Origin of the sequence: Actinomadura barringtoniae (genome assembly GCF_017573505.1) — a bacterium.
Lineage (GTDB): Bacteria > Actinomycetota > Actinomycetes > Streptosporangiales > Streptosporangiaceae > Spirillospora > Spirillospora barringtoniae.
Window position 1 is genome coordinate 142,528 of record NZ_JAGEOJ010000021.1, and the last position, 25,311, is coordinate 167,838.

The 25,311-nt window shown below is 71.7% G+C and carries 26 protein-coding genes; 14 read left to right on the forward strand and 12 right to left on the reverse strand.

The genetic code is table 11. The features are described 5' to 3' along the window. Positions 1–84: 84 nt before the first annotated feature. The gene (locus J4573_RS41270) at positions 85–492 is read left to right on the forward strand and encodes a nuclear transport factor 2 family protein (protein WP_208261596.1); all 408 of its coding nucleotides are present in this window, start codon (positions 85–87) and stop codon (positions 490–492) included. A 79-nt stretch (positions 493–571) separates the two neighbouring features. Here J4573_RS41270 and J4573_RS41275 read toward each other — a convergent pair whose 3' ends face one another. After that, positions 572–1,453, reverse strand: coding sequence for a prenyltransferase/squalene oxidase repeat-containing protein (locus J4573_RS41275; protein WP_208261597.1), 882 nt, complete (start codon positions 1,451–1,453; stop codon positions 572–574). Positions 1,454–1,500: 47 nt separating this feature from the next. Beyond that, positions 1,501–2,871, reverse strand: a complete 1,371-nt coding sequence (locus tag J4573_RS41280; protein WP_208261598.1) for an alpha/beta hydrolase family protein — start codon at positions 2,869–2,871, stop codon at positions 1,501–1,503. Positions 2,872–3,037: 166 nt separating this feature from the next. Between J4573_RS41280 and J4573_RS41285 the strand changes: the two genes are divergently transcribed. Then, positions 3,038–4,243: a sensor histidine kinase gene (locus J4573_RS41285; RefSeq protein ID WP_208261599.1), complete on the forward strand. Its 1,206-nt coding sequence runs from the start codon at positions 3,038–3,040 to the stop codon at positions 4,241–4,243. After that, complete coding sequence (locus J4573_RS41290) at positions 4,240–5,031, forward strand: response regulator transcription factor (protein ID WP_208261600.1); 792 nt, start codon at positions 4,240–4,242, stop codon at positions 5,029–5,031. Before J4573_RS41285 ends, J4573_RS41290 begins: the two co-directional genes overlap by 4 nt. Here the strand turns inward: J4573_RS41290 and J4573_RS41295 are convergent. From J4573_RS41295 to J4573_RS41310, 4 genes are all read right to left on the reverse strand, one after another. Next, entirely contained in the window at positions 4,983–5,516 is a 534-nt protein-coding gene (locus J4573_RS41295; protein WP_243774397.1) for an aldo/keto reductase, read from the reverse strand. The genes J4573_RS41290 and J4573_RS41295 overlap by 49 nt on opposite strands. A 202-nt stretch (positions 5,517–5,718) precedes the next feature. Then, positions 5,719–7,203 carry a DHA2 family efflux MFS transporter permease subunit gene (locus J4573_RS41300; protein WP_208261601.1) on the reverse strand — a complete coding sequence of 495 codons (1,485 nt, stop codon included), beginning with the start codon at positions 7,201–7,203 and terminating at the stop codon, positions 5,719–5,721. A gap of 136 nt (positions 7,204–7,339) precedes the next feature. Next, entirely contained in the window at positions 7,340–7,912 is a 573-nt protein-coding gene (locus J4573_RS41305) for an NADPH-dependent FMN reductase (RefSeq protein ID WP_208261602.1), read from the reverse strand. 269 nt (positions 7,913–8,181) lie between these two features. Further along, positions 8,182–8,955 carry an alpha/beta fold hydrolase gene (locus J4573_RS41310; protein ID WP_208261603.1) on the reverse strand — a complete coding sequence of 258 codons (774 nt, stop codon included), beginning with the start codon at positions 8,953–8,955 and terminating at the stop codon, positions 8,182–8,184. Positions 8,956–9,106: 151 nt separating this feature from the next. Between J4573_RS41310 and J4573_RS41315 the strand changes: the two genes are divergently transcribed. Next, positions 9,107–9,973: a helix-turn-helix transcriptional regulator gene (locus J4573_RS41315; protein ID WP_243774398.1), complete on the forward strand. Its 867-nt coding sequence runs from the start codon at positions 9,107–9,109 to the stop codon at positions 9,971–9,973. 12 nt (positions 9,974–9,985) lie between these two features. On the opposite strand, the gene J4573_RS41320 is transcribed toward J4573_RS41315, so the two are convergent. Both J4573_RS41320 and J4573_RS41325 read right to left on the reverse strand, forming a co-directional pair. Next, on the reverse strand, positions 9,986–11,005 hold the full coding sequence (locus J4573_RS41320) for an SDR family oxidoreductase (RefSeq protein ID WP_208261604.1): 1,020 nt from the start codon (positions 11,003–11,005) through the stop codon (positions 9,986–9,988). Between the two features lie 106 nt (positions 11,006–11,111). Beyond that, positions 11,112–12,260: a methyltransferase gene (locus J4573_RS41325; protein WP_208261605.1), complete on the reverse strand. Its 1,149-nt coding sequence runs from the start codon at positions 12,258–12,260 to the stop codon at positions 11,112–11,114. A 226-nt stretch (positions 12,261–12,486) separates the two neighbouring features. On the opposite strand from J4573_RS41325, the gene J4573_RS41330 reads away from it, so the two are divergent. Continuing rightward, positions 12,487–12,858: a YrdB family protein gene (locus tag J4573_RS41330; protein ID WP_243774399.1), complete on the forward strand. Its 372-nt coding sequence runs from the start codon at positions 12,487–12,489 to the stop codon at positions 12,856–12,858. A 136-nt stretch (positions 12,859–12,994) separates the two neighbouring features. Here the strand turns inward: J4573_RS41330 and J4573_RS41335 are convergent, their stop codons facing one another. After that, positions 12,995–13,861, reverse strand: coding sequence for a helix-turn-helix domain-containing protein (locus J4573_RS41335; RefSeq protein WP_208261606.1), 867 nt, complete (start codon positions 13,859–13,861; stop codon positions 12,995–12,997). A 268-nt stretch (positions 13,862–14,129) separates the two neighbouring features. Between J4573_RS41335 and J4573_RS41340 the strand changes: the two genes are divergently transcribed. The 4 genes from J4573_RS41340 to J4573_RS41355 are packed head-to-tail and all read left to right on the forward strand — an operon-like array spanning position 14,130 to position 17,649. Continuing rightward, complete coding sequence (locus J4573_RS41340; protein WP_208261607.1) at positions 14,130–15,527, forward strand: MFS transporter; 1,398 nt, start codon at positions 14,130–14,132, stop codon at positions 15,525–15,527. 10 nt (positions 15,528–15,537) lie between these two features. After that, positions 15,538–16,320, forward strand: coding sequence for an SDR family NAD(P)-dependent oxidoreductase (locus J4573_RS41345; RefSeq protein ID WP_208261608.1), 783 nt, complete (start codon positions 15,538–15,540; stop codon positions 16,318–16,320). A gap of 28 nt (positions 16,321–16,348) precedes the next feature. After that, positions 16,349–17,158 carry an alpha/beta hydrolase fold domain-containing protein gene (locus tag J4573_RS41350; protein WP_208261609.1) on the forward strand — a complete coding sequence of 270 codons (810 nt, stop codon included), beginning with the start codon at positions 16,349–16,351 and terminating at the stop codon, positions 17,156–17,158. Beyond that, positions 17,158–17,649, forward strand: coding sequence for a hypothetical protein (locus tag J4573_RS41355; protein ID WP_208261610.1), 492 nt, complete (start codon positions 17,158–17,160; stop codon positions 17,647–17,649). Before J4573_RS41350 ends, J4573_RS41355 begins: the two co-directional genes overlap by 1 nt. A gap of 59 nt (positions 17,650–17,708) precedes the next feature. On the opposite strand, the gene J4573_RS41360 is transcribed toward J4573_RS41355, so the two are convergent. Further along, entirely contained in the window at positions 17,709–18,071 is a 363-nt protein-coding gene (locus J4573_RS41360) for a nuclear transport factor 2 family protein (protein WP_208261611.1), read from the reverse strand. 154 nt (positions 18,072–18,225) lie between these two features. On the opposite strand from J4573_RS41360, the gene J4573_RS41365 reads away from it, so the two are divergent. Genes J4573_RS41365 through J4573_RS41375 form a run of 3 tightly spaced genes read left to right on the forward strand, consistent with a single transcriptional unit; the run spans position 18,226 to position 21,455 of the window. Continuing rightward, entirely contained in the window at positions 18,226–19,329 is a 1,104-nt protein-coding gene (locus tag J4573_RS41365; protein WP_208261612.1) for a DMT family transporter, read from the forward strand. Positions 19,330–19,378: 49 nt separating this feature from the next. Further along, positions 19,379–20,896 carry an AlkA N-terminal domain-containing protein gene (locus J4573_RS41370; RefSeq protein WP_208261613.1) on the forward strand — a complete coding sequence of 506 codons (1,518 nt, stop codon included), beginning with the start codon at positions 19,379–19,381 and terminating at the stop codon, positions 20,894–20,896. Between the two features lie 28 nt (positions 20,897–20,924). Further along, a complete protein-coding gene (locus J4573_RS41375; RefSeq protein WP_208261614.1) occupies positions 20,925–21,455 on the forward strand; it encodes a methylated-DNA--[protein]-cysteine S-methyltransferase in 531 nt (176 codons plus the stop codon). 182 nt (positions 21,456–21,637) lie between these two features. Here J4573_RS41375 and J4573_RS41380 read toward each other — a convergent pair whose 3' ends face one another. Further along, positions 21,638–22,120 (reverse strand): DUF3995 domain-containing protein, encoded by a 483-nt coding sequence (locus tag J4573_RS41380; protein WP_208261615.1) that lies wholly within the window; start codon positions 22,118–22,120, stop codon positions 21,638–21,640. Positions 22,121–22,268: 148 nt separating this feature from the next. On the opposite strand from J4573_RS41380, the gene dnaN reads away from it, so the two are divergent. Continuing rightward, on the forward strand, positions 22,269–23,426 hold the full coding sequence (dnaN, locus tag J4573_RS41385) for a DNA polymerase III subunit beta (RefSeq protein ID WP_372442999.1): 1,158 nt from the start codon (positions 22,269–22,271) through the stop codon (positions 23,424–23,426). A gap of 15 nt (positions 23,427–23,441) precedes the next feature. On the opposite strand, the gene J4573_RS41390 is transcribed toward dnaN, so the two are convergent. Then, complete coding sequence (locus J4573_RS41390; RefSeq protein WP_208261617.1) at positions 23,442–24,281, reverse strand: LysR family transcriptional regulator; 840 nt, start codon at positions 24,279–24,281, stop codon at positions 23,442–23,444. A 144-nt stretch (positions 24,282–24,425) separates the two neighbouring features. On the opposite strand from J4573_RS41390, the gene J4573_RS41395 reads away from it, so the two are divergent. Further along, positions 24,426–25,157, forward strand: a complete 732-nt coding sequence (locus J4573_RS41395; protein WP_208261618.1) for an SDR family oxidoreductase — start codon at positions 24,426–24,428, stop codon at positions 25,155–25,157. Positions 25,158–25,311: the final 154 nt, after the last annotated feature.

The window sequence follows — 25,311 nt, forward strand, 5'->3', positions numbered from 1 at the left end:
GCTCCTCAAGGGGAGGGTTGTTGGGGGCTCCAATTGTTTGTATCGTTGGTCTTACCAATGTTGGACATGCCAATGGAGAGTGAGATGGGCGATCGCGAGGAGTTGGGGGACCTGGTCTCGCGGCTGGGGCTCTGGCTGGACGAGAAGCGGTTCGATGAGGCTCGGGACGTGCTCGCCGAGGACGTCTCGGCCAGTACGGCCAGCGGGTCGGTGAGCGGGCTGGACGCCGTGGTGCGGCAGGCACGGCGGGCGCACCCGGAGAACGTGAGGACGCAGCACTTCATCACCAACCCGCTCTTCAAGGTGAACGGGGACCATGCGGCGATAGACGCCAATCTGCTCGTCGTCTTCGCAGAGGAGAGCAGGCAGCGCTTTCTGGGCGAGCGCTATCGGCTGGAGGCCACTCGTACGGCCGAAGGGTGGCGGATCTCGCGCGTCGGGGTCGACCTGGTGTGGGACGCCACTCGCGTTGAGCAGCTGACGGGCCTCTGAGTGGCGAAGGCCGAGGCGCGCGGGTGGGGGTGAGCCTTGGGCGGGTCGATGCTGGGCGGTCCACAGCGCAGCGCTGGGCTTAGAGGCGGGCGTTGCGGCGGAGGATCTCTACGGCCTTGACGGTGATGGCGCCTCGCCATTCGAGGGCTCCGGCGGGGGAGATCTTGGCGTACTCGACGGTCCAGCCGCCGTCTTCCTGCTGCTGGGAGGCGAGGCGGTCCAGGTCGGCGGAGATGACGTCCGGGGTGAAGAGGGCGCGGGCCGGGGTGCCGGGGTACGGGGCGAAGTCGAGCGGCAGCAGGTGCTCGTCCTCGGTGCCGCCCTCGACGTGGAGGCGGCCGTCGGCGGGGATCCACTTGGCCAGCTTCTGGAGGAGGTCGGGGGCCTCGGGGCGGGTGTCGTGGATGGCGCTGAGGAAATGGACGGCGAACTCCAGGACGTAGGCGAAGGGCGCCTCGGTCATCGCGTCGATGGCGTTCAGGCAGTAGTCCGTCGCGCGGGCGAGCCAGGGGTGGGCGGCGACGGCGGGGTCGTGGGCGGCGACCTGGTGGGCGCTCGCGGCGGAGATGGCGGTGATCTGGAGGGCGGAGGCGGTGGGGTCGGCGCCCTGCCACCAGGGGGCGGATGCGGTGGTGACGGTCAGCGGGAGGGCGAACGGCAGGCCGCCGTCGGGGAGGGTGATCGAGTCCAGCCAGTCGCAGAGCGCGGCGGCGTGGGGGGAGGTCGCCGGGGCCACCTCCTCGAACACCTCGAAGGCGTGGAGGGCGGCCCCGGGCTGACTCTCGGGTGAACGCAGGTCGGGCTCCAGGCCCCATCCGTAACCGCCGTCGGGGTTGCGGTAGCCGTCGAGGGCCGACAGAACGGCGTCGGTGTCGGTCTGGCCGGTGAGGAGCTGGAAGCGGCGGCGGTCGAGGTTGCGGGCGTGACCTGCCATGAAGGCGTTGAGCTGATCGATGTTCATGCGTTCATGGTGGTCCGGAGCGGGCGGTCAGGTCTTGTAGGTATCGGTCATGACAGCTTCCCGAACCAGTCGAGGATCTGCGGCAGCGCCGCGTGCTTCGAGGGCGAGTGCTCGATGGGGCCTTCGTCGATGAGCGGCGCGTTGACGCCGTGGGAACGGAGGGCCGCCACGCAGTGCTCGGAGTTGAGGATGGAGACGTCCCTGTCGCCCCGTGAGGTGTAGATGCGGACGGGGACGCGGGGGATCCAGTTCGTGCAGGTCGTGTCGTTCTCGCGCAGCGCGGTGAGGAGCGCGCCGGACGGGTGGCGGGCCCACTCGATCATCTTGGGGGTCAGGAGTTGCTGCGGGGTGCCGGGGGTCTGGGCGAGGACGTCGGAGTCGGTGTGGGAACCGTCGGTCAGCGCCTCGACCCGGTCGGCGTACGGCTGCTGGAACACCTCGGAGGGGTTGTCGTAGAGGTGGTGCAGTCGGTTCATCGCGGTCAGCCAGTACGTGAAGTAGTAGGTGCTGATCTTGGGGTTGAGGGTCTTCCCGAACAGGCCCTCGGGCATCTGGGCGTGCTCGCCGTCGTACGGGCCGTTGATCCCGGCCACGGCCGCGAGCCGGAAGCCGGGTTCGGCACCGGCCTGAAGTGCCCTGGCCAGGCCCATCGCGGCGGGACCGCCCTGGGAGAACCCGGTGACGAACACCCGGCGGTCGAGGCGGCGATGGCGCGTGGTCGTGAACGTGCGGGCGGCGCGGAGGAGATCGATCGAGGCGGTGGTCTCGGAGGCGACGTCGGCGTACGGGTGGCGCCCGGGGCCAAGGCCGAGGCCCAGGTAGTCGGGTTCGACGGCCGCGTACCCGGCGCTGCTGAGCAGGACCGCCTCGCCGCGTGTGTCGGACGAGACCGAGGGCGCCTGGGCTTTGGAGATCATCGTTCCGTGCTCGAACGAGACCGGGCGGAGGGTGCGGGTTCGGTTGCGCGGCAGGACGACCAGGCCGCTGGCGGTCGTGGGGCGGCCCGCGGGATCGATCGTTCGGTAGACGAGCCGGTAGCCGGTCACCCCGTAGCGGGGTGCGGGCGAGGCGAAGCCGCTGGCCTTGGTGTACGCGGCTGCCTCCGCTCGTGTCATCTGTACGACTCGTTCAGCGGAGACGACCGCGCCTCGCCCCGCCGAACCCCTGCCGACCTGGGCGCCGTCGGCCCGGGTGCGCTCGAGTGGGGTAGCGCTGGCCTGGGTGCGGTCGGTTGAGGGGTTGCCGGTTGCCTTCCGGGCGGCTGTGGAGGTGCCGGTTGCGGTGCGGTCGGCTGCGGAGGGGCGGGCTGCGGTTGGGGGTTGGTGGTCGGCGTAGGCGGCGCCTGCGGTGAGGGTGGCAAGGGCGGTCGCGGCAACCGCGGTTCCGGCCAGGGCGCGGTGGCGTGCGGGAACGTTCACGGAGCTACCTCCGGGGTGCGTGGTTGGGATGTGATCGACGTTAGGAAGAGCGGCCCCGGGGGCGCGTCGCCCGCGATACCGAACTCTTGGACGCGCGACGCAACCTTTGATTCGGTCGCCAGGCGGATCACAGGGTCACGCAGCGCGTTTAGCCTGGCTGACTGTGATGACCAGGCACGTGACGACCGTTCTGAGTGGGGCGCGACGCCGCTTCGCCGGGCGGCCTTGGGCGTTCGACGTCGCGCTCGGCGCCGGGCTCACGGCGGTGAACGTGCTGACGCTGCTCGATCGCCATCCGGCCCCGAGCGCAGGCGGTGTTCTGCTGTGGGGCGCGCAGACCGTGCCGCTGTTCTGGCGGAGCCGTTACCCGCGCGCGGTGCTGGCGGCGATGACCGGGCTGTTCGTGCTCTTCGAGGTGCTCGATCCGATCCAGGGGAAGCTGCCCGGCCCGTACCTGCTCGTCTTCGGCGTGTACGCGGTCGCGCGGTATGTGCCGCTGCGGGACAGCCTGGTCGCGGTCGTGTTCTCGGGTGTCGTGGCGGCGGTGACCGATCAGGTGCTCGGGCGCTTCGAGCCACCGAAGCTCGGGTCGCTGGAGCCGATCTCGGTGGTGACGTTCGTGGTGTTCTACGCGGTCGCGTGGCTGCTCGGGTATGGGCGGCGCCGGATCGACTCCGACGCGCGGCGGCTGCGGGTGTTGAACGAGCGGCTGCGCGTCGAGCAGGAGATCAACGCGAGGCAGGCCGTGGTGGCGGAACGTTCACGCATCGCTCGCGACCTGCATGACGTGGTCGCGCATCACGTGAGCGCGATCGCGGTGCAGGCCCGTTCCACCGAGGACGTGCTGGACGAGGACCCGCGGCTGGGCCGTCAGGGCGTTGAACGGATCGCGTCGACCGCCGACACCGCGCTGATCGAGATGCGCCGCATCCTGCATCTGCTCGCCTCGGAGACGGCCGACGATCCCGAGCATCCCGAGCCGTCCCTGCAGCATCTCGATCGGCTCGTCGCAACGGTCGAGGCGACAGGCTGTCGCGTGACGTTGAACGTGGACGAGTCGCTCGGCGCACTGCCGCAGGCGCTTCAGGTCTCCGCGTACCGGATCGTGCAGGAGTCGCTGACGAACGTGCTGAAGCACGCCGGGCCGTGCGAGGTCGTGGTCAGGCTTGAGGACGGCGGGGGACGCGTGACGATCGACGTACAGAACGGGCCTGCCGGACCGGAGCATCGGCCGGTCGCCGGTTCGGGGCGAGGCCTGATCGGGCTTCGGGAGCGGGCGGCCGCGTTCGGCGGCACCCTGGAGGCCGGACCACGGGCCGGTGGTGGGTGGCGGGTGCAGGTCGTCCTGCCGTACGGAGAGGAGGCGCGATGACCATTCGTGTTCTTCTCGTTGACGACCAGGAGATGGTCCGGGCGGCGTTGCGCGTGGTCATCGATCGGCGCGAGGACCTGTGCGTGGTCGGGGAAGCGGGGGACGGGCAGGCGGCGATCGAGGCCGCGGCGAATCTTCGGCCTGATGTCGTGGTGATGGACGTGCGGATGCCCGGCATGACGGGCGTCGAGGCGACGCGGCGCATCATGGCCGAGTGGCCGCATCCCGGATCGCCGCCGCGAGTGCTCGTGCTGACGACGTTCGACCTGGACGAGTACGTGCACTCGGCGCTGCGTGCGGGTGCCAGCGGCTTCATGCTCAAGAACAGCCTGCCGGACGAGCTCGCCAACGCCATCCGCGTGGTCGCTGCGGGCGAGGCGATGCTCGCTCCTAGCGTGACGCATCGCCTGATCAGCGCGTTCGCCGCGCTGCCCAAAGGACTGGTCGGAGCGCCTCCCGCCACACGCGCGAACGCAAGGGCGGGCGCGGATGTGGATGCGAAGGCGAAGACGGGTGCGGATGCGAACGCGGGCGGAGATGCGGGCGGGAGTGCGGCCAGAGAGGCGACCGGAGACAGCGGGCCGCTCGACAAGTTGACCGAACGCGAGTTGCACGTGCTGATCCTCGTCGCGCGAGGCCTGTCCAACGCGCAGATCGCCGAGGCGCTCGACGTCACACAGGCGAACGTGAAGAGCCGCGTCAACCGCATCCTGACGCGGCTCGGCCTGGAGAACCGCGTTCAGGCCGCCATCCTCGCCCACGAGGCGGGACTCCTGGCCAGCGAGTAAGAGCAGACCTGAGAAGTGCCCGCCCCCGCGATCGTGGGTGGGGGCGGGCCCTTCTTGGTGCTGCCAGCGGCTCCTCGCCAGTGCACCTGGTAGAGGTCGATGCGCTCCACGTTCAGGCGACGTAGCGACGCCTCGACCTCGCGGCGGACGCTGGCCGGGCTCATGTCGCGCACGGGCGGCGAGGCCGGGTCGTTGTCGTCCCAGGAGAGGCCGAGCTTGGTGAAGACGAACGGCCGGTCGGCCTCGGGGAGGTCGGCGAGGGCCTTCGCGACGACCTCCTCGCTGTGGCCGAGTCCGTAGACGGCGGCGGTGTCGATCCAGTTCACGCCCTGCTCGACGGCGTGGCGGATCGTGGCGATCGATTCCGCGTCGTCTTGCGGGCCCCACGCGTACCGCCAGCCTGGGCCGCTGATTCCCCACGAGCCGAAGCCGACGCGGGTGATCTCCATGTCGCTTTTGCCGAGGCGGGCCTTGGGAAGGCTCATGGTTCGTGACTCCTTGAGTGCGTGCTTCCTGCGATGTCACTCATGGTGTCTGCGCTGGTCAGCGCTACCCAGTGCCCTGTTCAGCCGAGGAACGGGCGTGCCTAGGTCTGCCAGAACCACCCACCCACCCACGCGCAGCAGCCTCGCCCTGGGCATCCGGCCAGGGCGAGGCTGAGGGCTGACCGCTGAAGAGCGGGAGGGCTCAACTCTTCTTGGCGGGTGCGGGGCGGCGGGGGAGCAGGAACGCGGGGACGAGCGCCAGCACCAGCACCACGGCGGCGACCGCGTAGGTGTGCTGGAACGCATCCGCCAACGCCGGGGCGAGAGCCTCCCGGCTCTTACCTGCGGCGCCTGCGACCGCGCCGTCCGAGCCGGGGACGCGGTCGGCCAGCGCGCCGGTCAGCAGCACCGACGCCACCGCCGTGCCGACGGCGCCCATCATCGTGTTGATGAGGTTGACCGTGCTGCTTCCGGCGGGCGCCTGGGCGTGCGACAGGTTGCGGGCCGCCGCGGTCATCGTCGGCATCACCGTCGAGCCGCCGCCCGCGCCGACCGCGGCCATGGCGAGCATGAGCACCCAGTACGGGGTGTCGGCGGCCAGCTGCGTGGTGAAGACGATGAATCCGGTCGAGCCGATCGTGATGCCCGCGAGCACGATCCGTCCCGGCCCCACCTTGTCGATGAGGCGGCCGGCGACCTGCATGGCGGTACCGGACGCGAGCGCGGCGGGGATGCCGAGCAGCCCGGCCATCGTGGCGCTCTCGCCGCGAACGACCTGGTAGTACAGCGGCGCCAGGATCATCGTTCCGAAGTAGCCGGAGGCGAAGAGCACCAGCGTTCCGGCGGCCGCGGCGAACGTTCGGTCGCGGAACAGGCTTAGGTCGATCAGCGGATCGCGGGCGGTCAGCGCGCGGGCGACGAACGCGACGATCAGCAGTGCGCCGGCGACGATGGGGACGAGCACGCCGGGCGAGTCGAAGCCGTGGCGTTCACCGCCGACGGTCACCCCGTACAGCAGCGTGGCCAGGCCCGGCGACAGCAGCAGGAGGCCGGGCACGTCCAGCCGCTTGGCGGCCTGCGGGGTGTCGCGCGGGAAGAAGCGCGCGGCCAGCGCGATCACCGCGACGCCGATCGGGAGGTTGATGAAGAACATCCAGCGCCAGGACACGTCGTCCACCAGCCAGCCGCCGAGCACCGGGCCGGTCAGCGGGCCGACCAGGATGGCCAGGCCGAGCGTGCTCATCACGCGGCCGAGCCGGTCGGGTGCGGCGGAACGGATGAGGATGGTCATCCCGACCGGCATGATCATGCCGCCGCCGAAGCCCTGCAGCACACGGAAGAAGATGAGCGCCTCGATGTTCCAGGCGGCGCCCGCCAGCAGGGAACCGGCCGTGAAGAGTGCGATCGCGACGAGGTAGAGGCGGCGGGCGCCGAACCGTCCGGTCGCCCACGCGGTGGCCGGGATCATGGCGCCGAGGGCCAGCGAGTAGCCGGTGGTCACCCACTGGACGGTGGCCAGCGGGGCGGCGAAGTCCTGCGACAGCCGGTTGATCGCGACGTTGACGATCGTCATGTCGAGCGTGGTCATGATGGACCCGAGCACGAGGATCAGCGCGATCGCCGTGGTGCGCGGGGAGGGTGCCGGAGCGGCGACGGGATCGTGCCGCGCGTTGGTCACGGTGGTCATGTCGTTGGTCCTTAGGAGGAGGCCGCGCCACGGGACGCCGGGCCGGAGGAGGCCGCGCCGCGCACTCACGCGGAGCGATGGGACGGTCCGGGCCTAGGTCTGCCGCTGCCGCTGGGGCTGGGGGCGGGGGGCAGGGTCAGGCGGCGTAGGGGCGGACGGCCTTGGCGTCGCGCAGGGCGTGGCCCCACCAGGCGAGCTGGTCGAGCATGTTCTTGGCGGCAGCGTCGGCGGCGGTGCTGTCCTGGTGGCGGCCGTCCTCGTCGAACTGCGACCAGGGGTTGTGAAAGCTGACGGTGTCGCGGATCGTGACCGCGTGCAGTTCGGCGAAGACCGGGCGCAGGTGCTCGACCGCGCGCAGGCCGCCCGCCAGCCCGCCGTACGAGACGAACCCGACCGGCTTGGCCTGCCACTGCGTGAAGTGCCAGTCGATGAGGTTCTTCAGCGAGGCCGGGTAGCTGTGGTTGTACTCGGGGGTCACCACGACGAACGCCTCGGCGGCGTCCAGGCGGCCGGTGACGTCGCCCAGGCCGTGCGCCGTCGAGGTGCCCATGATCGAGGGGAGGGAGGCGTCCTCCAGGTCGATCACGTCGAAGGAGATGTCGGAGCGCTGGGCGGCCTGGCCGGTGAACCAGTCGGCCACCGTCGGGCCGAACCGGCCCTCGCGGGTGCTGCCGATGATGATCGCCACGTGCAGGAGGTTCTCGCTCATTGCGGGTCTTCCTTCATCTGGTGTCTTCGCAGCTCAGGCCGCGTTCTGCTGATGAGGAAGACGCTACGGATCTCGTCCCGCCGGGGAATCTGTCACGTGACTGGGCTCGACCGGTCGACCTGACCGGTCATGCGCCAGGGCCGGCACCGGTCGATGGCAATGCCGGCACCGGTCGATGGCAGGGCCAGGACCGGTCGGTGGGGTCCTGGCCCTCGGCGCCTGCCACTCAGCGGTGGCCGTGGGCGCCGGCGACTGAGGGTGTCGGCCGCTCAGCGGTGGATGAAGTCGCGGACGAGCTTGCGGAACTCCTCGGGCTTCTCCAGGCCGATGACGTGACCGCAGTCGACCTCGGCGTACGCGCTGCCAGGGATGGCGGCGTGGATCTCGCGCGAGTACTCGACGGGGATGAGGGCGTCCAGCGCGGTGCCGATGACCAGCGTCTCGGCCTGGACGCGCGGCAGCAGGTCGCGAACGTCCACGCGCAGGCACAGGTCGACCTGGCGGAGCCGTCCGGGCACCGGCTGCATGAACGAGTTGGCGGCCTCGACGCCCTCGCTGCCGATGCTGTTCAGGAACCCGCGGCTGTAGGCGGTGACCGCCGCCAGCCGGCCGAACGAGTCGGCGTCGCCGCGCAGGTTCAGCCACAGCGTCATCACGTTCCGCAGGTACTGGTCGTCCGGGTGGCTGAAGCCGGCGACGAGGATCAGCCGCCGGACCAGTTCCGGCCGGGTGGCGGCGACGGCCACGGCCACCGAAGACCCCAGGGAGTAGCCGAGCAGATCCACCGGCGCCTTGCCCGAGTCCTCGATCACGGCCGCCACCTGGGCGGCGAGCATGCCGACGGTGAGGTCGGCGCCGTCGTCCTCCACCGGGTCGCTGCCCGAGAGGTCCGGCAGGATCACGGTGCTGCGGTCGGCGAAGTCGTCGTAGGTCCGGTCCCACACCATCGCGCCCGGCCCCACCCCGTGCACCAGCACCAGACCCGGTCCGGTGCCCTCGGTGCGGTACTTCACCTGGGCGTTCTCAACGGTGATCGTAGGCATCAGTTCGTTCCTTCCAACGTTCGTGTCGCATCTCGGCTACCGACGACGGTGCCAACGGCGAACGCGGATGAGGAGCGGACCGTTCTGACTAGGATCGACAGCCCTAGGCTGACGGTGCAGGTCAGGCCCCCGCAGCGGTCACAATTGGGGCATGAGCACGGACATGGACCGCCAGCAGCTCGCCGACTTCCTGCGCCGTTCGCGTGAACGGCTGCGGCCGGGCGACGTCGGCCTGGCGAGCGGCCCGCGCCGCCGCACCCCCGGCCTGCGGCGCGAAGAGGTGTCGCAGCTCGCGGGCATGTCGGCCGACTACTACATGCGGCTGGAGCAGGCCCGCAGCCCGCAGCCGTCCACCCAGATGCTGGGGGCGCTGGCCCGGGCGCTGCGCCTGACCGAGGACGAACGCGATCACCTTTACCTGCTGGCCGGGCACAGGCCTCCGGCGGGACGGTTCGCGGGCAACCACATCCGGCCCGGCCTGCTCTATCTGCTCGACCGCCTGGAGGAGACGCCCGCGCAGATCCTCAGCGACCTGGGCGACCTGCTCGCGCAGAACGCGCTGGCGGAGGCGCTGCTGGGCTGTGTCTGCACCGTACGGGAGGAAGACCGCAACATCGTGCTGCGGTGGTTCACCCAGCCGTTCATCCGGGAGGCCTTCCCGCCCGAGGAACGTGATCAGATCAGCCGCATGCACGTCGCCGACCTGCGGGCCGCGGTCGCGCGCCGCAACCACGACGCCGCGTCCACCGAGCTGGTCGAACGCATCCGCGCGGCGAGTGACGAGTTCGCGAAGCTGTGGGACCTGCACGAGGTCGCCGTGCGGCGCAAGAGCCGGATGCGCGTCCAGCACCCGTCACTCGGGCCGGTGGAGCTGGAGTGCGAGAGCCTGCTGACCCCGGCCGAGGATCAGCGGCTCCTCGTCTTCACCCCGCCGCCCGGCACCGACGCCATCGACTACCTGGGTCTGCTCCGCGTGGTCGGCCCGGAGATCACCCACCGGCACCACGCCCACCAATAGCCCGACCGAGAATCAGGACCCGGCAGACCCCGCGGACTTGGTCGACTCGGCGGGCTCGGCAGCCCCAGCGGGCTCGGCAGCCCCAGTGGGCTCGGCCGAACCGGCGGACTCGGGAGACCCAGCGGGCTCGGTGGACTCGGCGGACTTGGCGAGGAAGTCGCGGAAGTAGGCGACGAAGTCGGGCTGCGTGCCGTCGACGTCGGTGAAGCCGTACTCCTTGGCGAGTTCGCCGCTGCTGTACGAGCCGCCGGTCTTGGCCATCACGTCCGGGTCGGCGGCGAGGGCGACGACGGCGCGGCCGACGTAGGCGGGCGTCTCGGACTGAAGGAAGTGCGGGTCCTTCTCGGCGCCGTCCCGCCAGTTCTCCTCGGTCACCCCGAAGATCTCCAGCATGGCCTCCGACCTGAGGAAACCGGGCGTGAGCGCGAGCGCGGCGATGCCGTGCGACTTGAGCTCGGCGGCCTGGTTCTTGGCCAGGCGGATCACGGTCTGCTTGGCGAGGTCGTAATAGAACGTGCCGCGGTAGCCGCCGAGCAGCTCCTCCACGAACTGCTCGGTGCCGTCGGTCACCTCCACGACCAGGCCCTTCTTCTGCTCGACCAGCAGTGGCAGCGCGAAGCGGCTCGTGATGATGTGCGTGTCCACAGCCCTGTGGAGAAGCTTCAGGCCCTTGTCGAGGTCGTGCTCCCACAGCGGCTTGTCCCACTCGACGAGCGACTCGCCGCCCCAGATGTCGTTCACCAGGACGTCCAGCCGGCCGTGGTCCGCGCGGATCCGTTCGGCGAGCGCCCGCACCTGCTCGGGGTCGGAGTGATCGACGCGGACGGCGATGCCGGTGCCGCCGCGCGCGGTGACCAGGTCGGCGCTGTCCTCGATCGTCTCCGGCCGGTCGAGGTCGGAACGGCCCGCGCGCGTGCTGCGGCCGGTCACGTACACGGTCGCCCCGGCGGCGCCGAGCTCGACGGCGATGGCGCGGCCGGCGCCACGGGTGCCGCCGGCGACGAGGGCGACCGCGTCGGTCAGCTGAGGCATGATCGTTCCTCCCGGGATTAGTAAATGCTCATTCGTTTATTAACGTAGACCACGGCCGACAGCGTTTGCAAACGCGCGTTCATAAACTCGTTCGGTTAACTATCGCTCAGCGCGCGGCGAGGCGCCACAGCGACGTGACCTCGGCCGAACGCGCCGCGTGCAGCGGGTCGGAGGCGTCGGCGGCCCGGGGGTGCTGGGGCTTGATGTCCAGCCGTCCCGCCACCCGCAGCCCGGCCGCGTCGAACGTGGTCAGCAGCTCCTCGCGTGTCCGCAGCCCGAGGTGCTCGGCCAGGTCCGACAGGATCAGCCAGCCCTCGCCGCCCGGGGTGAGATGGTCGGCGAGCCCGTTCAGGAAGCCGCGCAGCATCCGGCCGTCGGGGTCGTAGACCGCGTACTCCAGCGGCGAACTCGGCTTGGCCGGCAGCCACGGCGGATTGCAGACCACCAGCGGCGCCCGTTCCGGCGGGAACAGGTCGGCCTCGATCACCCGAACCTGTTCCTCCAGGCCGAGGCGGGTGAGGTTGTCGCGGGCGCAGGCCAGCGCGCGCGGGTCCTGGTCGGTCGCCACGATCCGCTGAACGCCCCGTCGCGCCAGTACCGCCGCGAGGACCCCGGTACCGGTGCCGATGTCGTACGCCAGCTCGGTCGACGGCAGCGGCGCCTCGGCCACCAGATCGACGTACTCGCCTCTGACCGGGGAGAACACGCCGTAGTGCGGGCGGATGCGGTCGCCGCCGAGCGCCGGGATCGGCACGCCCTTGCGCCGCCATTCGTGCGCGCCGATCAGTCCGAGCAGCTCGCGCAGGGACGTCACGTACGGCTCGTCGGCCGAACCGTGCGCCTCCGTACAGGCCCGTTCCACGTCCGGCGCGCGCCGCAACGGGATCACATGCCCGGGCTCGAACGGGATGAGGAGCATGCCGAGCGTCCGCGCGCGCTGGGCTTGTGCCTGCCGGTGAAGGTGGAACGTCTGGAGTTGCGAGGGCGGGGCCTCGTTGCGGCGCCGCCGCTTGGCCCGCCTGGGCGCACGGTCGGCGCGGCGCATCATCGCCTGGAGCAGCTGCCGCGCGTTCTGGAAATCGCCCCGCCACAGCAGCGCCGTGCCCTCGCAGGCCAGGCGGTACGCGTCGTCGGCCTTGGTCTCGTCATCGGCGATCACCACGCGCCCGGGCGGCGAGGCGCCGCTCTCCGAGCGCCACCGGGCCGACCGTTCCGCGCCGTCCTCGGACCACTCGATGACCTGCCGCGTCCCCACCGTGACACCGCCCGCCCGCCCGTTTCCGTTGCCCCTGCCGACTGATCGTACGGGAGCCGCCACCGAGGCCACCGATTCGAGGCCGGGCACCGGGACCGGCCGCCGGTCCGCGCGCGGTCGCGGCCCGGCCCGCGCGTGCCGTGCGCCGCGCGACGGTACGGCTGACCTGGTGTGATGCGGGCCCCGATGGGAAGATCGACGGTAGGCGCGCTAGGAGGGAGCGGCCATGCGACTTCCAGGACAGCTGCACATGACCAGCGAGGGGCTCTCGCTCCTGCTCGAGGTCGTCGCGGTGTTCGTGCTGGCGTGGTGGGGGTTCGGCGTCGGCGACAACGCCGTCGTCCACGTGATCCTCGGCGTCGGCGCGCCGCTCGCCGCGATGGCCCTGTGGGGCGCGTTCGCGGCACCCAAGGCCAAGATCAAGGCGCCGCTGCCCGTCGTGCTGCTGGTCAAGCTGATCGTCTTCGGTGCCGCCGCGCTGGCGTTCTACGCCCTGGACCAGGTGGCCGTCGCCGTCATCTACGCCGCCATCGCGATCCTCAGCATCGTGCTGGCCGCCCTCGACAGCGACGCCGCCTACTCGAACGGCGACGCCTGACCTCCGCGACCCCGCCTGAACCCCGCGACCCCGCCTGACCTCCCGCGGCGACGCCTGACCTCCGCGGCGACGCCTGACCTCCGCGGCGACGCCTGACCTCCGCGGCGACGCCTGACCCCCGTGCCGCTGACGACGGCTACTCTCGGGCGGCGAGGTCGGAGCTGGACAGGTGGGTGGAGGTGGCGGCGATCTTGTGGAGCTTGGCCTCGTACTCCGAGCCGGGCTCGGCCGCGTAGAGCATCAGGCGGGCCAGGTCCGGGTCGTTCGGCAGGTGCAGGACCTCGAACGGCAGGACCAGGTGCCCGACCTCGGGGTGGTCGATGCGTGCCTCGCTCGGGATGACGTCCGACACCTGGTGCTCCGACCACATGCGGGCGAAGCGCGGGCTGCGCGTGAGCATCGTGTCCACCAGCTCGGCGAGGTGGGGGTCGTTGGGATCCTGCCCGGAGCGGAACCGCAGGTAGGCGACGTTCCCGGTGGCCACGCGCAGCCAGTTGTCGCCGAGCCGCTTCTCGTAGTCGCCGTTGAGGTGGATCTGGTGGGTCCAGGTCCGTTCCTCCGGCGGCACCTCCGCCAGGTCCACGAAGATCGCTGAGGTGAGGCGGTTCCAGGCGACGACGTTGGTGTAGTGGCCGACCAGGTACGCGGGCGCCATGGTGATCGAGTCCAGCAGGTGCTGGAGCGTGGGCCGCAGGCGCGGCGGCCCCTGGTGGTGCTCCAGGCGCGGCGGATGGGCCAGTCGGTGCAGGTGGGCGTGCTCCTGCGCGTTCAGGCGGAGCGCCCGGGAGATCGCGTCGAGGATCTCCATGGAGACGTTGTCGGCGTTCCCCTGCTCCAGCCGGATGTAGTACGCCACGCTGACGCCGGCCAGCTGCGCCAGCTCCTCGCGGCGCAGCCCCGGCACGCGCCGGCGGCCCCCGTACGAGATCAACCCCACCTCGTCGGGCTGCAGCCGCGCCCGCCGCGACTTCAGGAATTCGCCCAGTTCGTTCGCCCGCGCCATGAAAGCCGAGGGTAGCCGCCGCGGGGCGCCACCACCGCCGCGCGGGGCGCACCACCGCCGCGCGGGGCGCGCCACCGCCACGGGGCGCACCACCGCCGCAGGGCGCCACCGCCGCAGGGCGCCACCGCGGCGTGAGGGTGCCACCGCCAGTGGTAGGCACCGCGGGCGTACGAAGCGGCGGGGGCTGGGTAGGCCCGCACCGCCGCAGCACATTGGAGCGCGTCGGACTGATCGTTCTGAACGAGCGAAAGCTGAAAGAGGCGTTTCCATGGCCACACTCACCGGCGTCGCCGCCCCCGCGACGACGCGGATGACCTCCCGGCACAGGCTGATCCTCACCCTGCTGCTCGGCGTGCAGTTCATGCTCGCCATCGACTTCTCCATCCTGAACGTGGCGCTGCCGGTCGTCGGCGAGGGGCTCGGCTTCGGGCTCGGCTCGCTGCAGTGGATCGCGACGGCGTTCGCGCTGCCCGCCGCGGGTTTCACCTTGCTGTTCGGGCGGGTCGCCGACCTGTTCGGGCGCCGCAGGATGCTGCTCACCGGGATGGCGCTGCTGGCGGTGGGCTCGCTGATCGGCGGGCTCGCGCCCAACCCGGCGGTGCTGCTGACCGGACGCGTCCTGCAGGGGCTGGCGACCGCGATCGCGACCCCGGCGGCGCTGTCGCTGATCACCACCTCGTTCCCCGAAGGCCCGCTGCGCAACAGGGCGCTCGGGTTGAGCGGCGCGCTGATGTCGGCCGGGTTCACGGCGGGCGCGGTGCTCGGCGGCGTGCTCACCGACCTGCTGAGCTGGCGCTGGGCCTTCCTGATCAACGTGCCGATCGCGCTGTTCGTGCTGGCGGTCGCGCCGCGTGTGATCGGTGAGAGCCGGCATCCGGCGGGCACACGGCTGGACGTGCCGGGCGCGGTGACCGTCACCGGCGGGCTGCTGGCGCTGGTGTACGGGATCACGGCGGCGGGCTCGCACGGCTGGACCGACCCGTACGCCCTCGGCGCCCTCGCGCTCGCGGCGCTGCTGATGGCGGGCTTCTGGTTCGCCGAACGGCGCGCGGCGGCACCGCTCGTCCCGCTCGGCGTGCTGGCCCGGCGGACCGTCACGTGGGGCAACATCGGCGGCTTCGTCGCGTTCGCCACCGAGACCTCGCTGGTCTTCCTGATGACGCTCTACCTGCAGCAGGTGCTCGGGTTCTCGGCGCTGACGACCGGGCTGGCGCTCGGCGTCCTCGGGGCTGGCACGTTCGCGGGCGGCGTCGCCGCGCCGAAGATCATGGCGCGGCTGGGCGGCCGGGCGACGCTGGTGTCCGGGCTGCTCGTGCAGGCCGCCGCGACCGCCGCGCTGATCGGGCTCGGCACGGGACGCGAGTGGATCGGCCTGCTGCTGGTCGCCACCGCGGTCGGCGGCTTCGGCAACCTGGTCGCCATCGTCGCGTTCATGGGCATCGCGACGTCCGGGCTGCCGAACGACGAGCAGGGCCTGGCCACCGGGCTCGCCACGATGACCCAGCAGGTCGCGATCACCCTCGGCATCCCGGTGATGAGCGCGGTCGCGACCGCGCGGGCCTCGGTCCTGGGCGGCATCCACACCGCGACGCTCGTGAACGCCGCGATCGCGGTCGCGGGCGCCGCCCTCATCGCCCTGTTCCTGCGCGTCCGCGCCGACCGGTGAGGAGCCGATCATGGATCTCGAACTGACCGGCAAGGTCTTCATCGTCACCGGCGCCTCCGCCGGAATCGGCTCGGCCACAGCGCAACTGCTCGCCGCCGAAGGCGCGCACGTCGTCGGTGTCGCCCGCGACGCCGGCCCGATCGAGGAGCTCGGCGAACGGGTGACCGGCGCCGCCGCCGACCTCACCGACCCCGCCGCCGCACGCGTCGTCGAGACGGTGCTCGAACGGCACGGACGGCTGGACGGCTTGGTCAACAACGCGGGCGCGCTGGAGTCGCGCATCGGCTTCCTGGATGTGACCGACGAGCAGTGGCACGCCACGTTCGAGCTGAACTTCCACGCCGCCGTACGAATGGCGCGCGCCGCACTGCCCGCCCTGATCGACCAGGGCGCGGGAAGCCTGGTGCATCTGTCGAGCGAGGCGGGGCGGTTCCCGGACACGTCCCTTGTGGACTACGCGGCGACCAAGACGGCCCTGCTGTCGGTGTCCAAAACGCTGGCGGGGGAGTTCGGCCGCTGCGGGATCAGGTCGAACGTCGTCTCGCCAGGGCCGACCCGTACGCGGCTATGGGATGCCCCTGGCGGGTTCGCCGACCAGCTTGCCGCGCAGTACGGACTCCCTGTCGAGCAGGCGATCGAACGGTTCGTCCGGGACGAACGCCGTCTGCCCACCGAACGGCTTGGAACGCCAGAGGATGTCGCCCGCGTCATCGCCTATTTGCTGTCGCCCTTGGCCGTTCAGGTCACCGGGGCCGAATGGGCCGTGGACGGCGGGGCACTCCGTCAGATCTGAAGGAATCTGAAGTCTGAAGGAAGAAGTCATGGCATTGCAGCAGGGGAGCCTGCCCGGGACGGTTCGGTGGGCGGCGGTCGCCGCCCCCGGGCCGGAGCCCGGCCGGCAGGTTCCCGTACGGATTTACCAGGCGGGGCCCGCTCCGCGCGGGTGGCTCGTGTGGGCGCACGGCGGGAGCTGGTCGTCCGGCTCGTCCGCCGCCTGGCACCAGCCTTTCGCGGAGCTGGCCCGTGCCGCGTCGGCCACCGTGGTGGGCGTCGATTACCGGCTGGCCCCTGCGAATCCTCATCCGGCGGCGATTCTGGACGTTCTCGCGGTGATGGAGTGGGTGCGGGAGTTGACCGACGGGCCTATCTCGGTGGGCGGCGACAGCGCGGGCGCCACGATCGCCGCCTCGGCCGCACTGGAATGGCGCGATCGAGGCCTGGGGCAGGGCCATCCGCTTGCCGCGCAGGTGTTGGCCTATCCGCCGCTGGACCCGGAGGCGCGAGGCGACTCCTACACCCGCGACCCGGGCGTCTTCCCCAGCCGCGCCTCTCTTATGGCGGCATGGAGGACCTACCTGGGCACCGGTGGGGGTGAGGGGCTGCGCAGCACGCCTTTTGAAGCAGAAGACCTCGGCGGGGCCGGGACGGCGATCCTGGCGGTCGGTTCCCTGGACCCTGTGGCCGACGACGTTCGCGAGTATGCGCGGCGGCTGCGTGAGGCGGGGAACGACGTCACGTTCCGCGAGTTCGAAGGCGGCCACCACGGCGCCTTCCTCACCGACCCCGGATTCCGCCGCTGGCTGGGGACCACCTATGCCGACGTCTACGCGCAAGTGCGAAGGAGCATGTGATGAACAGCGAGACCGCCTACACGGCCGAGTTGCTGCGGCACTTCGCCGACCTGCGGGACCGCACCCATGGCGAGACCGCGTCGTCCAGGCCCGACAAGGAAGGGCTCTTCGCCGACGCCGTCGACCTTCTCGACCCGTACGCCCGGCAGACCCTCGACGAGGTGAACGCCGCGCTGTTCCTCGGGACCGGTGAGATCACCGCGACCGGCACCCGGCGTTCGGCGGAGGGCGGGCTGGAGGCGATCTGGGCTCTGAGCTGGCCCGAACAGCGCGACGCGGGCATCAACCCGATCCTCATCAGGGCGTTCTACGGGGCCGGGTTCCACCACCCGCACCTGCGCGGCGGAACGGTCGGCGACTGGCCGCTGAACGTCTTCACGCCCGAGCAGGCGGCCGCCGAGGTCCCCACGTTCCGCGCCATCGCGAGCGCCGACCTGCACAACCTGGTGTTCCAGCGCGACTACCGGATCATCCCGGCCATCACGCGGTGATCCCCGGCGCCCATCGCGGGCACCAGGGATCGCGTCAGGAAGGCCCGATATCCGGAGGCTCAGGCGGGGACCTTGTCGAGGAAGCCGTGCACCTGCTCGATGCGGCCGTCCTCTGTCAGCACCGCCACGTCGAAGCCGACCACGACCGCCTCGGCGCCCGCCGGGCCGAGCTCCCAGGTGAAGCGGGCGATGTTGTGGTGCGCGTCCACGTCCCCGCCGAGCCGGAACACGAAGTCGGGGAACTGCTGCTGCACCGCGCCGATCGTCGCGTCGATCGCGTCGCGTCCCTCCGCCACCGCCAGCGGGTCCACGTACGCGCCGCCCTCGGTCCACAGCCCGTCGATCGCGGCGCGGCGCGCGGCGGGGTCCTTCTCGTTCCAGGTGTCCAGGTAGCGCTCGACCAGCTTCTGCGCGTCGCTCATCAGGGATCGCTCCACTCTTGATCGTCATGGCCGCCGGACCTCGGCCGCCGATGACCACCACGGTGCCGCGTCTGGGGTGATGCAGGCGATTACCTGGCGGGTCATCACGATGCGGCCGGTAATGTCTCCCCGGGCGGACCCCGGGGGAGTGATCGTGGCGAACGTGGCGATGGTGGGCGCGGACGCGCGCGTACGACCCGGGCGGCGGCGGGCCCGTCCCGTACGGCGCGCCTCGGGCACGGCCCCGGCGATCGGCCTCGGACTGCTCGGCGCGCTGTTCTTCTCCTCCTCGTTCATCGTCAACCGGCTCCTCGCCGTCGACGGCGGCGCCTGGGAATGGACCGCGTCGCTGCGCTTCCTGCTCTCCCTCCCGATCTTCTTCGCGATCGTGGCGGCTCGGCCGAGCCGCGGCGGGCTCGCGCCGGTGTTCCAGGCCCTGCGCGCCGCGCCGGGCCGCTGGATGCTGTGGAGCACGGTCGGCTTCGGCCTGTTCTACGCCCCGCTGTGCCTGGCCGCGACGACCGCGCCCGGCTGGATGATCGCGGCGAGCTGGCAGGTCACCATCGTCTGCGGCATGTTCCTCGCCCCGTTCCTGTACGCGGCGGGCGACCGCCGGCGCCGCATCCCGGCCAAGGGCGTCACGCTGTCCGGGCTGATCCTGGCCGGTGTCTTCGTGGCGCAGCTCGGCGGCGATCAGAAGCCGTCGTGGGCGATGCTCGGCGGGATCGCGCTCGTCCTGTTCGCCGCCGTCGCGTACCCGGTCGGCAACCGCCGCACGATGGAACTGGCCGGTGACCGGCTCGACTCGTTCCAGCGGCTGCTGGCGATGTCGCTGGCGAGCCTGCCGCTCTGGCTGGTCCTCGGGCTGATCGGCGGCCTGCGCGCCGGGCTGCCCGCCACCGGCCAGCTGACCGGGACGGCCGTGGTGGCCGTCTGCTCCGGCGTGATCGCGACGTCGCTGTTCTTCGCCGCGACCCAGCGCGTACGGGACGACCCGCTGCGGCTGGCGGCCGTCGAGGCCACCCAGGCGGGCGAGGTGGTCTTCGTCGCCCTGCTGGAACCGGTCATCCTGGCCGCCCATCCGCCCGGCCCGGCCGCGTGGGCGGGCATCCTGGCGATCACGGTCGGGGTGGCCCTCTACGCCCTGACCGGCCGCGACGCACCCAGCAACGGCCCCCGCGACGCACCCAGCGACGCACCCCGCGCCGCGCCCGGCGACGCACCCCGCGCCGCCGGTCCCGGCGGTACTCAAGGGTGACGTCGGATTTTCGCTAGTGAAAGCCGCTGGCCTCGGTGATGCTGGAGGCATGCATGAGGACGTGGAGCGGTGTGTACGGGCGGTTCAGTCCAAGGACGCGCGGTTCGACGGGTGGTTCTTCACCGGGGTCGTGACCACGGGAATCTACTGCCGGCCGAGCTGCCCGGTCGTGCCGCCCAAGCCGGAGAACATGCGCTTCTACCCGAGCGCCGCGGCCGCGCAGCAGGCCGGATTCCGCGCCTGCAAGCGGTGCCGCCCCGACGCCAGCCCCGGCTCCCCGCAGTGGAACGAAAGGGCCGACGTCGTGGCGCGGGCGATGCGCCTCATCGCCGACGGGATCGTCGACCGTGAAGGCGTTCCCGGGCTCGCGTCCCGGCTTGGCTACAGCACGCGTCAGATCGAACGCCAGTTGCAGGCCGAGCTCGGCGCCGGCCCGCTCGCCCTGGCCCGCGCGCAACGCGCCCAGACCGCCCGCCTGCTGATCGAGACCAGCGCCCTGCCGATGAGCGACGTCGCGTTCGCCGCCGGGTTCGCGAGCATCCGGGCGTTCAACGACACCGTACGAGAGGTGTTCGCCCTCACCCCGACCGAGCTCCGCGACCGCGTTGCCCGAGGCCACCCTGCCTCCCGCCGCGCTGCCGCATCCGCCGTTCAGCCGAGCACTGAGGCTGCCGTCCCGGAGGTGACGCTGGCGCTGCGGCTGCCGTTCCGGGCACCGCTGTTCCCGGACAACCTGTTCGGCCACCTGGCGGCGACGGCCGTGCCGGGCGTCGAGGAGTGGCGCGACGGCGCGTACCGCCGGACCCTGCGCCTGCCGAACGGCTACGGCATCGTGGCCCTGCGCCCGCACCCCGACCACGTCCAGTGCACGCTGTCGCTCACCGACCTCCGCGACCTCACCATCGCGATCAGCCGGTGCCGCCGGATGCTGGACCTGGACGCCGATCCCGTCGCCGTCGACGACCTCCTGCGCACCGATCCCGTCCTCGCGCCCCTGGTCGACAAGGCCCCCGGGCGTCGCGTCCCGCACACGGTCGACGCCGCCGAGTTCGCCGTACGGGCCGTACTGGGCCAGCAGGTGTCCACGGCGGCCGCCCGCACCCACGCCGCCCGCCTGGTCACCGCGCATGGCGAGCAGATCGTCGACCCCGGCGGCGGCCTGACGCACCTGTTCCCCGACCCCGCCGCGCTGGCCGACCTCGATCCGGAGACGCTGGCGTTCCCCAAGACCCGCCGTACGACCCTGACCTCCCTCGTCGCGGCGCTCGCCGCCGGAGAGATCGACCTGGGCGTCGGCAGCGACTGGATCGAGGCCCGCTCCCAGCTCGCCGAGCTCCCCGGAGTCGGCCCGTGGACCATCGAGACGATCGCGATGCGGGCGCTCGGCGACCCCGACGCGTTCATCCCCGGCGACCTGGGCGTCAAGATCGCCGCCGACGGGCTGGGCCTGCCCACCACCCCGGCCGCCCTCACCCGCCGCGCCGCCGCCTGGCGCCCGTGGCGCGCCTACGCCGTCCAGTACCTCTGGGCCACCGGTGACCACGCGATCAACCGGCTGCCCGCCTGACACCTGCACGAGGAGAGGAACCAAGACCATGTCCGGACACCGGACGCACACCGTGGTGGACAGCCCGTACGGCCCGCTGACCCTGGTCGCGACCGACGGCGCGCTGTCCGGCCTCTACATGGACCTGCAGCGGCACCGCCCGGACCAGGAGACCTTCGGTGACCGCGAGGACCCAGAGGCCGACCCGTTCGCCGCCGTGGCCGAACAGCTGACCGCCTACTTCGCGGGCGAGCTGACCGACTTCGATCTGCCGCTGAACCTGCACGGCACCCCGTTCCAGCGCCGCGTCTGGGAGGCGCTCCAGGAGATCCCGTACGGCGAGACCGTCTCGTACGGCCGGCTCGCCGTGGAGATCGGCAACCCCAGCGCCTCGCGCGCCGTGGGCCTGGCGAACGGCAAGAACCCGGTCGGCATCATCGTCCCCTGCCATCGCGTGGTTGGTTCCACGGGAAACCTCACCGGCTACGGCGGCGGCATCGACCGCAAACGCCGCCTGCTCGACTTCGAAAACCAAGTCAGAGCCGGCTCAGGCTCCACGACCACCGCAACCCTCTTCTGACCACCCAAAACGGCCGCCGGATCGCCCCCGCCCCCGCAGCGGGACGACCCGGCGGCCCCCTCCACCCCCAACCCACCCCACGCACCGCACCGCAGACCGCACGCCCCCGACAGCGCGTCACGAGCGGTCGACGGGGCGCCGCGTCGCGGCAGGGCGGCTTGGGGGGCGTCACCGCTGTGGTGTCATCGGCGACGGCTGCGTTGGAAGGTGAGGGCGGCGAGGGCGAAGAGGAGGCCGCCGGCCATGAACCAGGGCTCGTAGAGGAAGGTGGCGAAGCGCTCCTCGGCGGTCAGGTCGCCTGAGGACTTCGCGCCCACGGCCAGTGCGGCCCAGTCCACGACGCTGGGGAGGGCGTGGACGATCATGACGGCGGTCGCGCCCCACGCGGCCGTCAACAGCATCCTGCGCGCGAAGCGCTCGCCCCAGGGACGTACGAGCGCCAGGGCCAGCGCCGCCGCGACCGCCGACACCGGGATCGCGATCACGTCGATGACCAGCAGCGGGGCGTTGTCGAAGATCGACTGGCCGTTCGGGAGGCCCGCTCGGCCGCCGGCCAGCCAGTAGACGTGTACGAGCGAGAACAGCACACCCCAGGCGGCGGCCGCGTACGCCCCCGCGTTCCGCAGTGCCGGTCGCCGGTCGTCCAAGGTCAGCGTCGTGTTCATGGCCCCTACTCTGCTGAGCCGTCGGCGCGCGGGCCTCCCTCTCAGCGGCCGGTGACCTCCCCCGGACGGGTGAACCTCCCGATGGGTGGTTTTGTCCTTGGCGGGGGTTAACGTGCCAGGTGTAGCCGAGAGTCGAGAGGCAGTCATGGTGGAGTTCCGGGTCGAACGACAGACGCTCGCCGAGGCCGTGGCCTGGGCGGCCCGCACGCTGCCCTCCCGCCCCGCGCTGCCGGTCCTGGCGGGCATGCTCATCGAGGCGGGCGACGACGGCGTCTCGGTGGCCGGGTTCGACTACGAGGTCTCGGCCAAGGCGGGCGTGGCCGCGATGGTCGCCGAGTCGGGCCGCGTTCTGGTGCCCGGCCGCCTGCTCGCCGAGATCGTACGCAACCTTCCTCCACAGCCTGTGGACATCTCCCTCAAGGGCACGGAGGTCGTGGTCCGCTGCGGCACCGCCGAGTTCGGGCTGCAGACCATGCCGGTCGAGGACTACCCCACGCTGCCCGAGCCGCCCGGCGTAGCGGGCACGATCCCCGGCGAGCTGTTCACCGCCGCCGTCGCGCAGGTCTCACCGGCCGCCGGACGCGACGACACCCTGCCCATGCTGACCGGTGTACGGATCGATTTCGAGGGCGACACGATGTGGCTGGCCTGCACGGACCGCTACCGCATCGCCGCCCGCGAGCTCACCTGGTCGCCCGCCGACCCTGAATTCAAGGCGGGGATCGTGGTCCCGGCGCGGACGCTGGCCGACACCGCCAAGGCGATCCGTTCCGGCGACGAGGTCACGATCAACCTGGCGGGCGGCAGCGGCACCGACACCCTGATCGGCATCGAGAGCGGCGGCCGCCGCATGACCACGCGCCTGCTGGACGACCAGTACATCAACTACCGGACCCGCCTCACCGGCACCTGGACGTCCGTCGCCCGCGTCCGTACCGCCACGTTCGTCGAGGCGATCAAGCGCGTCGCCCTGGTCACCGAACGCAACACCCCGCTCCGCCTGGCCTTCTCCGCCGACGAGGTCCAGATCCGCGCCGCCTCGGGCGACGCAGCGCGCGCGAACGAGTCCCAGTCCGCTCAGCTCACGGGCGATGAGATCGACATCGCGTTCAGCCCGCAGTACCTGCTCGACGGCCTGGCCGGCATCGACACCAAGTACGCCCGCCTGCAGTGCACCACCCCGACCAAGCCCGCCCTCCTCAGCGCGATCCCTGACCCCGAGGGCGGCGAAGAGGAGGAGGCGCCGGAGAGCGACGAGGACACCGGCTTCCGCTACCTGCTCATGCCCATCCGCCTCAACGCCTGATCCCCGCGCGGGTCCTCAGAGGTTCGTGGCGGTACGGATCAGGCCTGCCAAGGCCTGGGAACGGCTGTGCGGCGGCCAGGCGATCACCGTGGTGACGGTGGGCGCGTCCAGGACGGGGACGGCGGCCAGGTTGCCGTGCAGGTTGACGCGGCACGACTCCGGCAGGACGGCCACCGTCCGGCCGAGCGAGATCAACTGGTAGAGCTGCGCGTTGTCCCGGACCACGGGCCCCGGGCCGTCCCGGTACGTCCCGTCCCGGCGCGGCCAGCGCGGCATCGGCAGGTCGGGCAGGTCGGCGACGTCGGCCATCTTCAGGCTGGTCCGGGTGGTGAGCGGGTGCCCGGCGGGCAGGACCGCGACCTGGTCCTCTCGCAGCAGCTCCTCGGTGTCGAGCCCGGACGTCGAGTCGTACGGGAGGTGCAGCAGCGCCACGTCGGCCCGCCCGTCGCGCAGCAGCCGCTCCTGCTCGCCGGGCCCGCAGAGGTGAACGTCGATGCGGACGGAGTCGGGCTCGGCGGCGTAGGCGTCGAGGAGCTTGGGCAGCAGTTCGTTGGACGCCCCGGCCTTGGTGACCAGGACCAGCCCGGCGTGGCCGTTCGCGGCCCGGCGGGTGCGGCGGTCGGCGGCGTCGACCGCGTCGAGGGCCGCCCGGCCCTCGCGCAGCAGCACCGCTCCGGCCTCGGTCAACGTGACCGTACGGCTCGTACGCTGCAGCAGGGCCACGCCGAGCCGCCGTTCCAGCTGCTGGATCGCGCGCGAGAGGGGCGGCTGCGCCATTCCGAGACGTTCCGCCGCCCGGCCGAAGTGCAGCTCCTCGGCGACCGCCACGAAGTACCGCAACTCCCGCGTCTCCATGCCCGTCACGGTACCCGCGGGACAGCGCATTCGGATTCGGCGAACGATGTTTTCGCTGATGAGAGTGGATTGATACTCGGGGAGTATTGATGCTCACCCAAACGGTGTTGGAGGTCCGAGTGGGGTCCGGGACACGATCAATGCATGAGTGAGAACACGATCGCGCTGGTCACCGGCGCGAACAAGGGGATCGGATTCGAGATCGCGGCCGGCCTGGGCGCGCTCGGCTGGAGCGTCGGCGTCGGCGCCCGGAACGACGAGCGCCGCGAGGCCGCCGTGGCCAAGCTGCGCGCGGCCGGAGCCGACGCGTTCGGCGTCCCGCTCGACGTGACCGACGACGCGAGCGTCGAGGCCGCCGCCCGGCTGATCGAGGAACGCGGCGGACGGCTGGACGTGCTCGTCAACAACGCGGGCGTGACCGGCGGCATGCCGCAGCAGCCCACCGACGTCGACCTCGACACCGTCCGCACGGCCGTCGAGACCAACGTCATCGGCGTCATCCGCGTGACCAACGCGCTGCTGCCGCTGCTGCACCGCTCGGAGTCGCCGCGGATCATCAACATGTCCAGCACGGTCGGCTCCCTCACCCGGCAGAGCGACCCCGACACCGAGAACCAGGTCGGCCCGCTGTCGGTCGCGTACTCGCCGTCCAAGACGTTCCTCAACGCCGTCACGGTCCAGTACGCGCGGGAGCTGCGCGGCACCAAGTTCCTGATCAACGCCGCCTGCCCGGGGTACGTCGCGACCGACCTCAACGGCTTCCGCGGCGTCCGTACCCCCGAGCAGGGCGCGGCCATCGCCATCAAGCTCGCGACCATGCCCGCCGACGGCCCCAGCGGCTCCTACTTCGACGACGACGGCGTCATCCCCTGGTAGTGCCCACGCCTGGTACTGCCCGCGCCGCCAGCGCCATCGAGTCGGCCAACCCCCCGCAGCCGAGCCTCCGCGCCCGGGCCTGCGGGCCCGGGCCTGCGCGTCCGGGCCTGCGCGTCTGGGGCTGCGCGTCTGGGTTTCCGCGTCTGGGCTTGCG

Excerpts from the sequence above, each read along its gene's own strand:
- J4573_RS41270 (WP_208261596.1), top strand. The coding sequence starts at position 85 with ATGGGCGATCGCGAGGAGTTGGGGGACCTGGTCTCGCGGCTGGGGCTC.
- J4573_RS41275 (WP_208261597.1), bottom strand. The coding sequence starts at position 1,453 with ATGAACATCGATCAGCTCAACGCCTTCATGGCAGGTCACGCCCGCAAC.
- J4573_RS41285 (WP_208261599.1), top strand. The coding sequence starts at position 3,038 with ATGACCAGGCACGTGACGACCGTTCTGAGTGGGGCGCGACGCCGCTTC.
- J4573_RS41290 (WP_208261600.1), top strand. The coding sequence starts at position 4,240 with ATGACCATTCGTGTTCTTCTCGTTGACGACCAGGAGATGGTCCGGGCG.
- J4573_RS41295 (WP_243774397.1), bottom strand. The coding sequence starts at position 5,516 with ATGAGCCTTCCCAAGGCCCGCCTCGGCAAAAGCGACATGGAGATCACC.
- J4573_RS41300 (WP_208261601.1), bottom strand. The coding sequence starts at position 7,203 with ATGACCACCGTGACCAACGCGCGGCACGATCCCGTCGCCGCTCCGGCA.
- J4573_RS41305 (WP_208261602.1), bottom strand. The coding sequence starts at position 7,912 with ATGAGCGAGAACCTCCTGCACGTGGCGATCATCATCGGCAGCACCCGC.
- J4573_RS41310 (WP_208261603.1), bottom strand. The coding sequence starts at position 8,955 with ATGCCTACGATCACCGTTGAGAACGCCCAGGTGAAGTACCGCACCGAG.
- J4573_RS41315 (WP_243774398.1), top strand. The coding sequence starts at position 9,107 with ATGAGCACGGACATGGACCGCCAGCAGCTCGCCGACTTCCTGCGCCGT.
- J4573_RS41320 (WP_208261604.1), bottom strand. The coding sequence starts at position 11,005 with ATGCCTCAGCTGACCGACGCGGTCGCCCTCGTCGCCGGCGGCACCCGT.
- J4573_RS41330 (WP_243774399.1), top strand. The coding sequence starts at position 12,487 with ATGCGACTTCCAGGACAGCTGCACATGACCAGCGAGGGGCTCTCGCTC.
- J4573_RS41335 (WP_208261606.1), bottom strand. The coding sequence starts at position 13,861 with ATGGCGCGGGCGAACGAACTGGGCGAATTCCTGAAGTCGCGGCGGGCG.
- J4573_RS41340 (WP_208261607.1), top strand. The coding sequence starts at position 14,130 with ATGGCCACACTCACCGGCGTCGCCGCCCCCGCGACGACGCGGATGACC.
- J4573_RS41345 (WP_208261608.1), top strand. The coding sequence starts at position 15,538 with ATGGATCTCGAACTGACCGGCAAGGTCTTCATCGTCACCGGCGCCTCC.
- J4573_RS41350 (WP_208261609.1), top strand. The coding sequence starts at position 16,349 with ATGGCATTGCAGCAGGGGAGCCTGCCCGGGACGGTTCGGTGGGCGGCG.
- J4573_RS41355 (WP_208261610.1), top strand. The coding sequence starts at position 17,158 with ATGAACAGCGAGACCGCCTACACGGCCGAGTTGCTGCGGCACTTCGCC.
- J4573_RS41360 (WP_208261611.1), bottom strand. The coding sequence starts at position 18,071 with ATGAGCGACGCGCAGAAGCTGGTCGAGCGCTACCTGGACACCTGGAAC.
- J4573_RS41370 (WP_208261613.1), top strand. The coding sequence starts at position 19,379 with ATGCATGAGGACGTGGAGCGGTGTGTACGGGCGGTTCAGTCCAAGGAC.
- J4573_RS41375 (WP_208261614.1), top strand. The coding sequence starts at position 20,925 with ATGTCCGGACACCGGACGCACACCGTGGTGGACAGCCCGTACGGCCCG.
- J4573_RS41380 (WP_208261615.1), bottom strand. The coding sequence starts at position 22,120 with ATGAACACGACGCTGACCTTGGACGACCGGCGACCGGCACTGCGGAAC.
- J4573_RS41390 (WP_208261617.1), bottom strand. The coding sequence starts at position 24,281 with ATGGAGACGCGGGAGTTGCGGTACTTCGTGGCGGTCGCCGAGGAGCTG.
- J4573_RS41395 (WP_208261618.1), top strand. The coding sequence starts at position 24,426 with ATGAGTGAGAACACGATCGCGCTGGTCACCGGCGCGAACAAGGGGATC.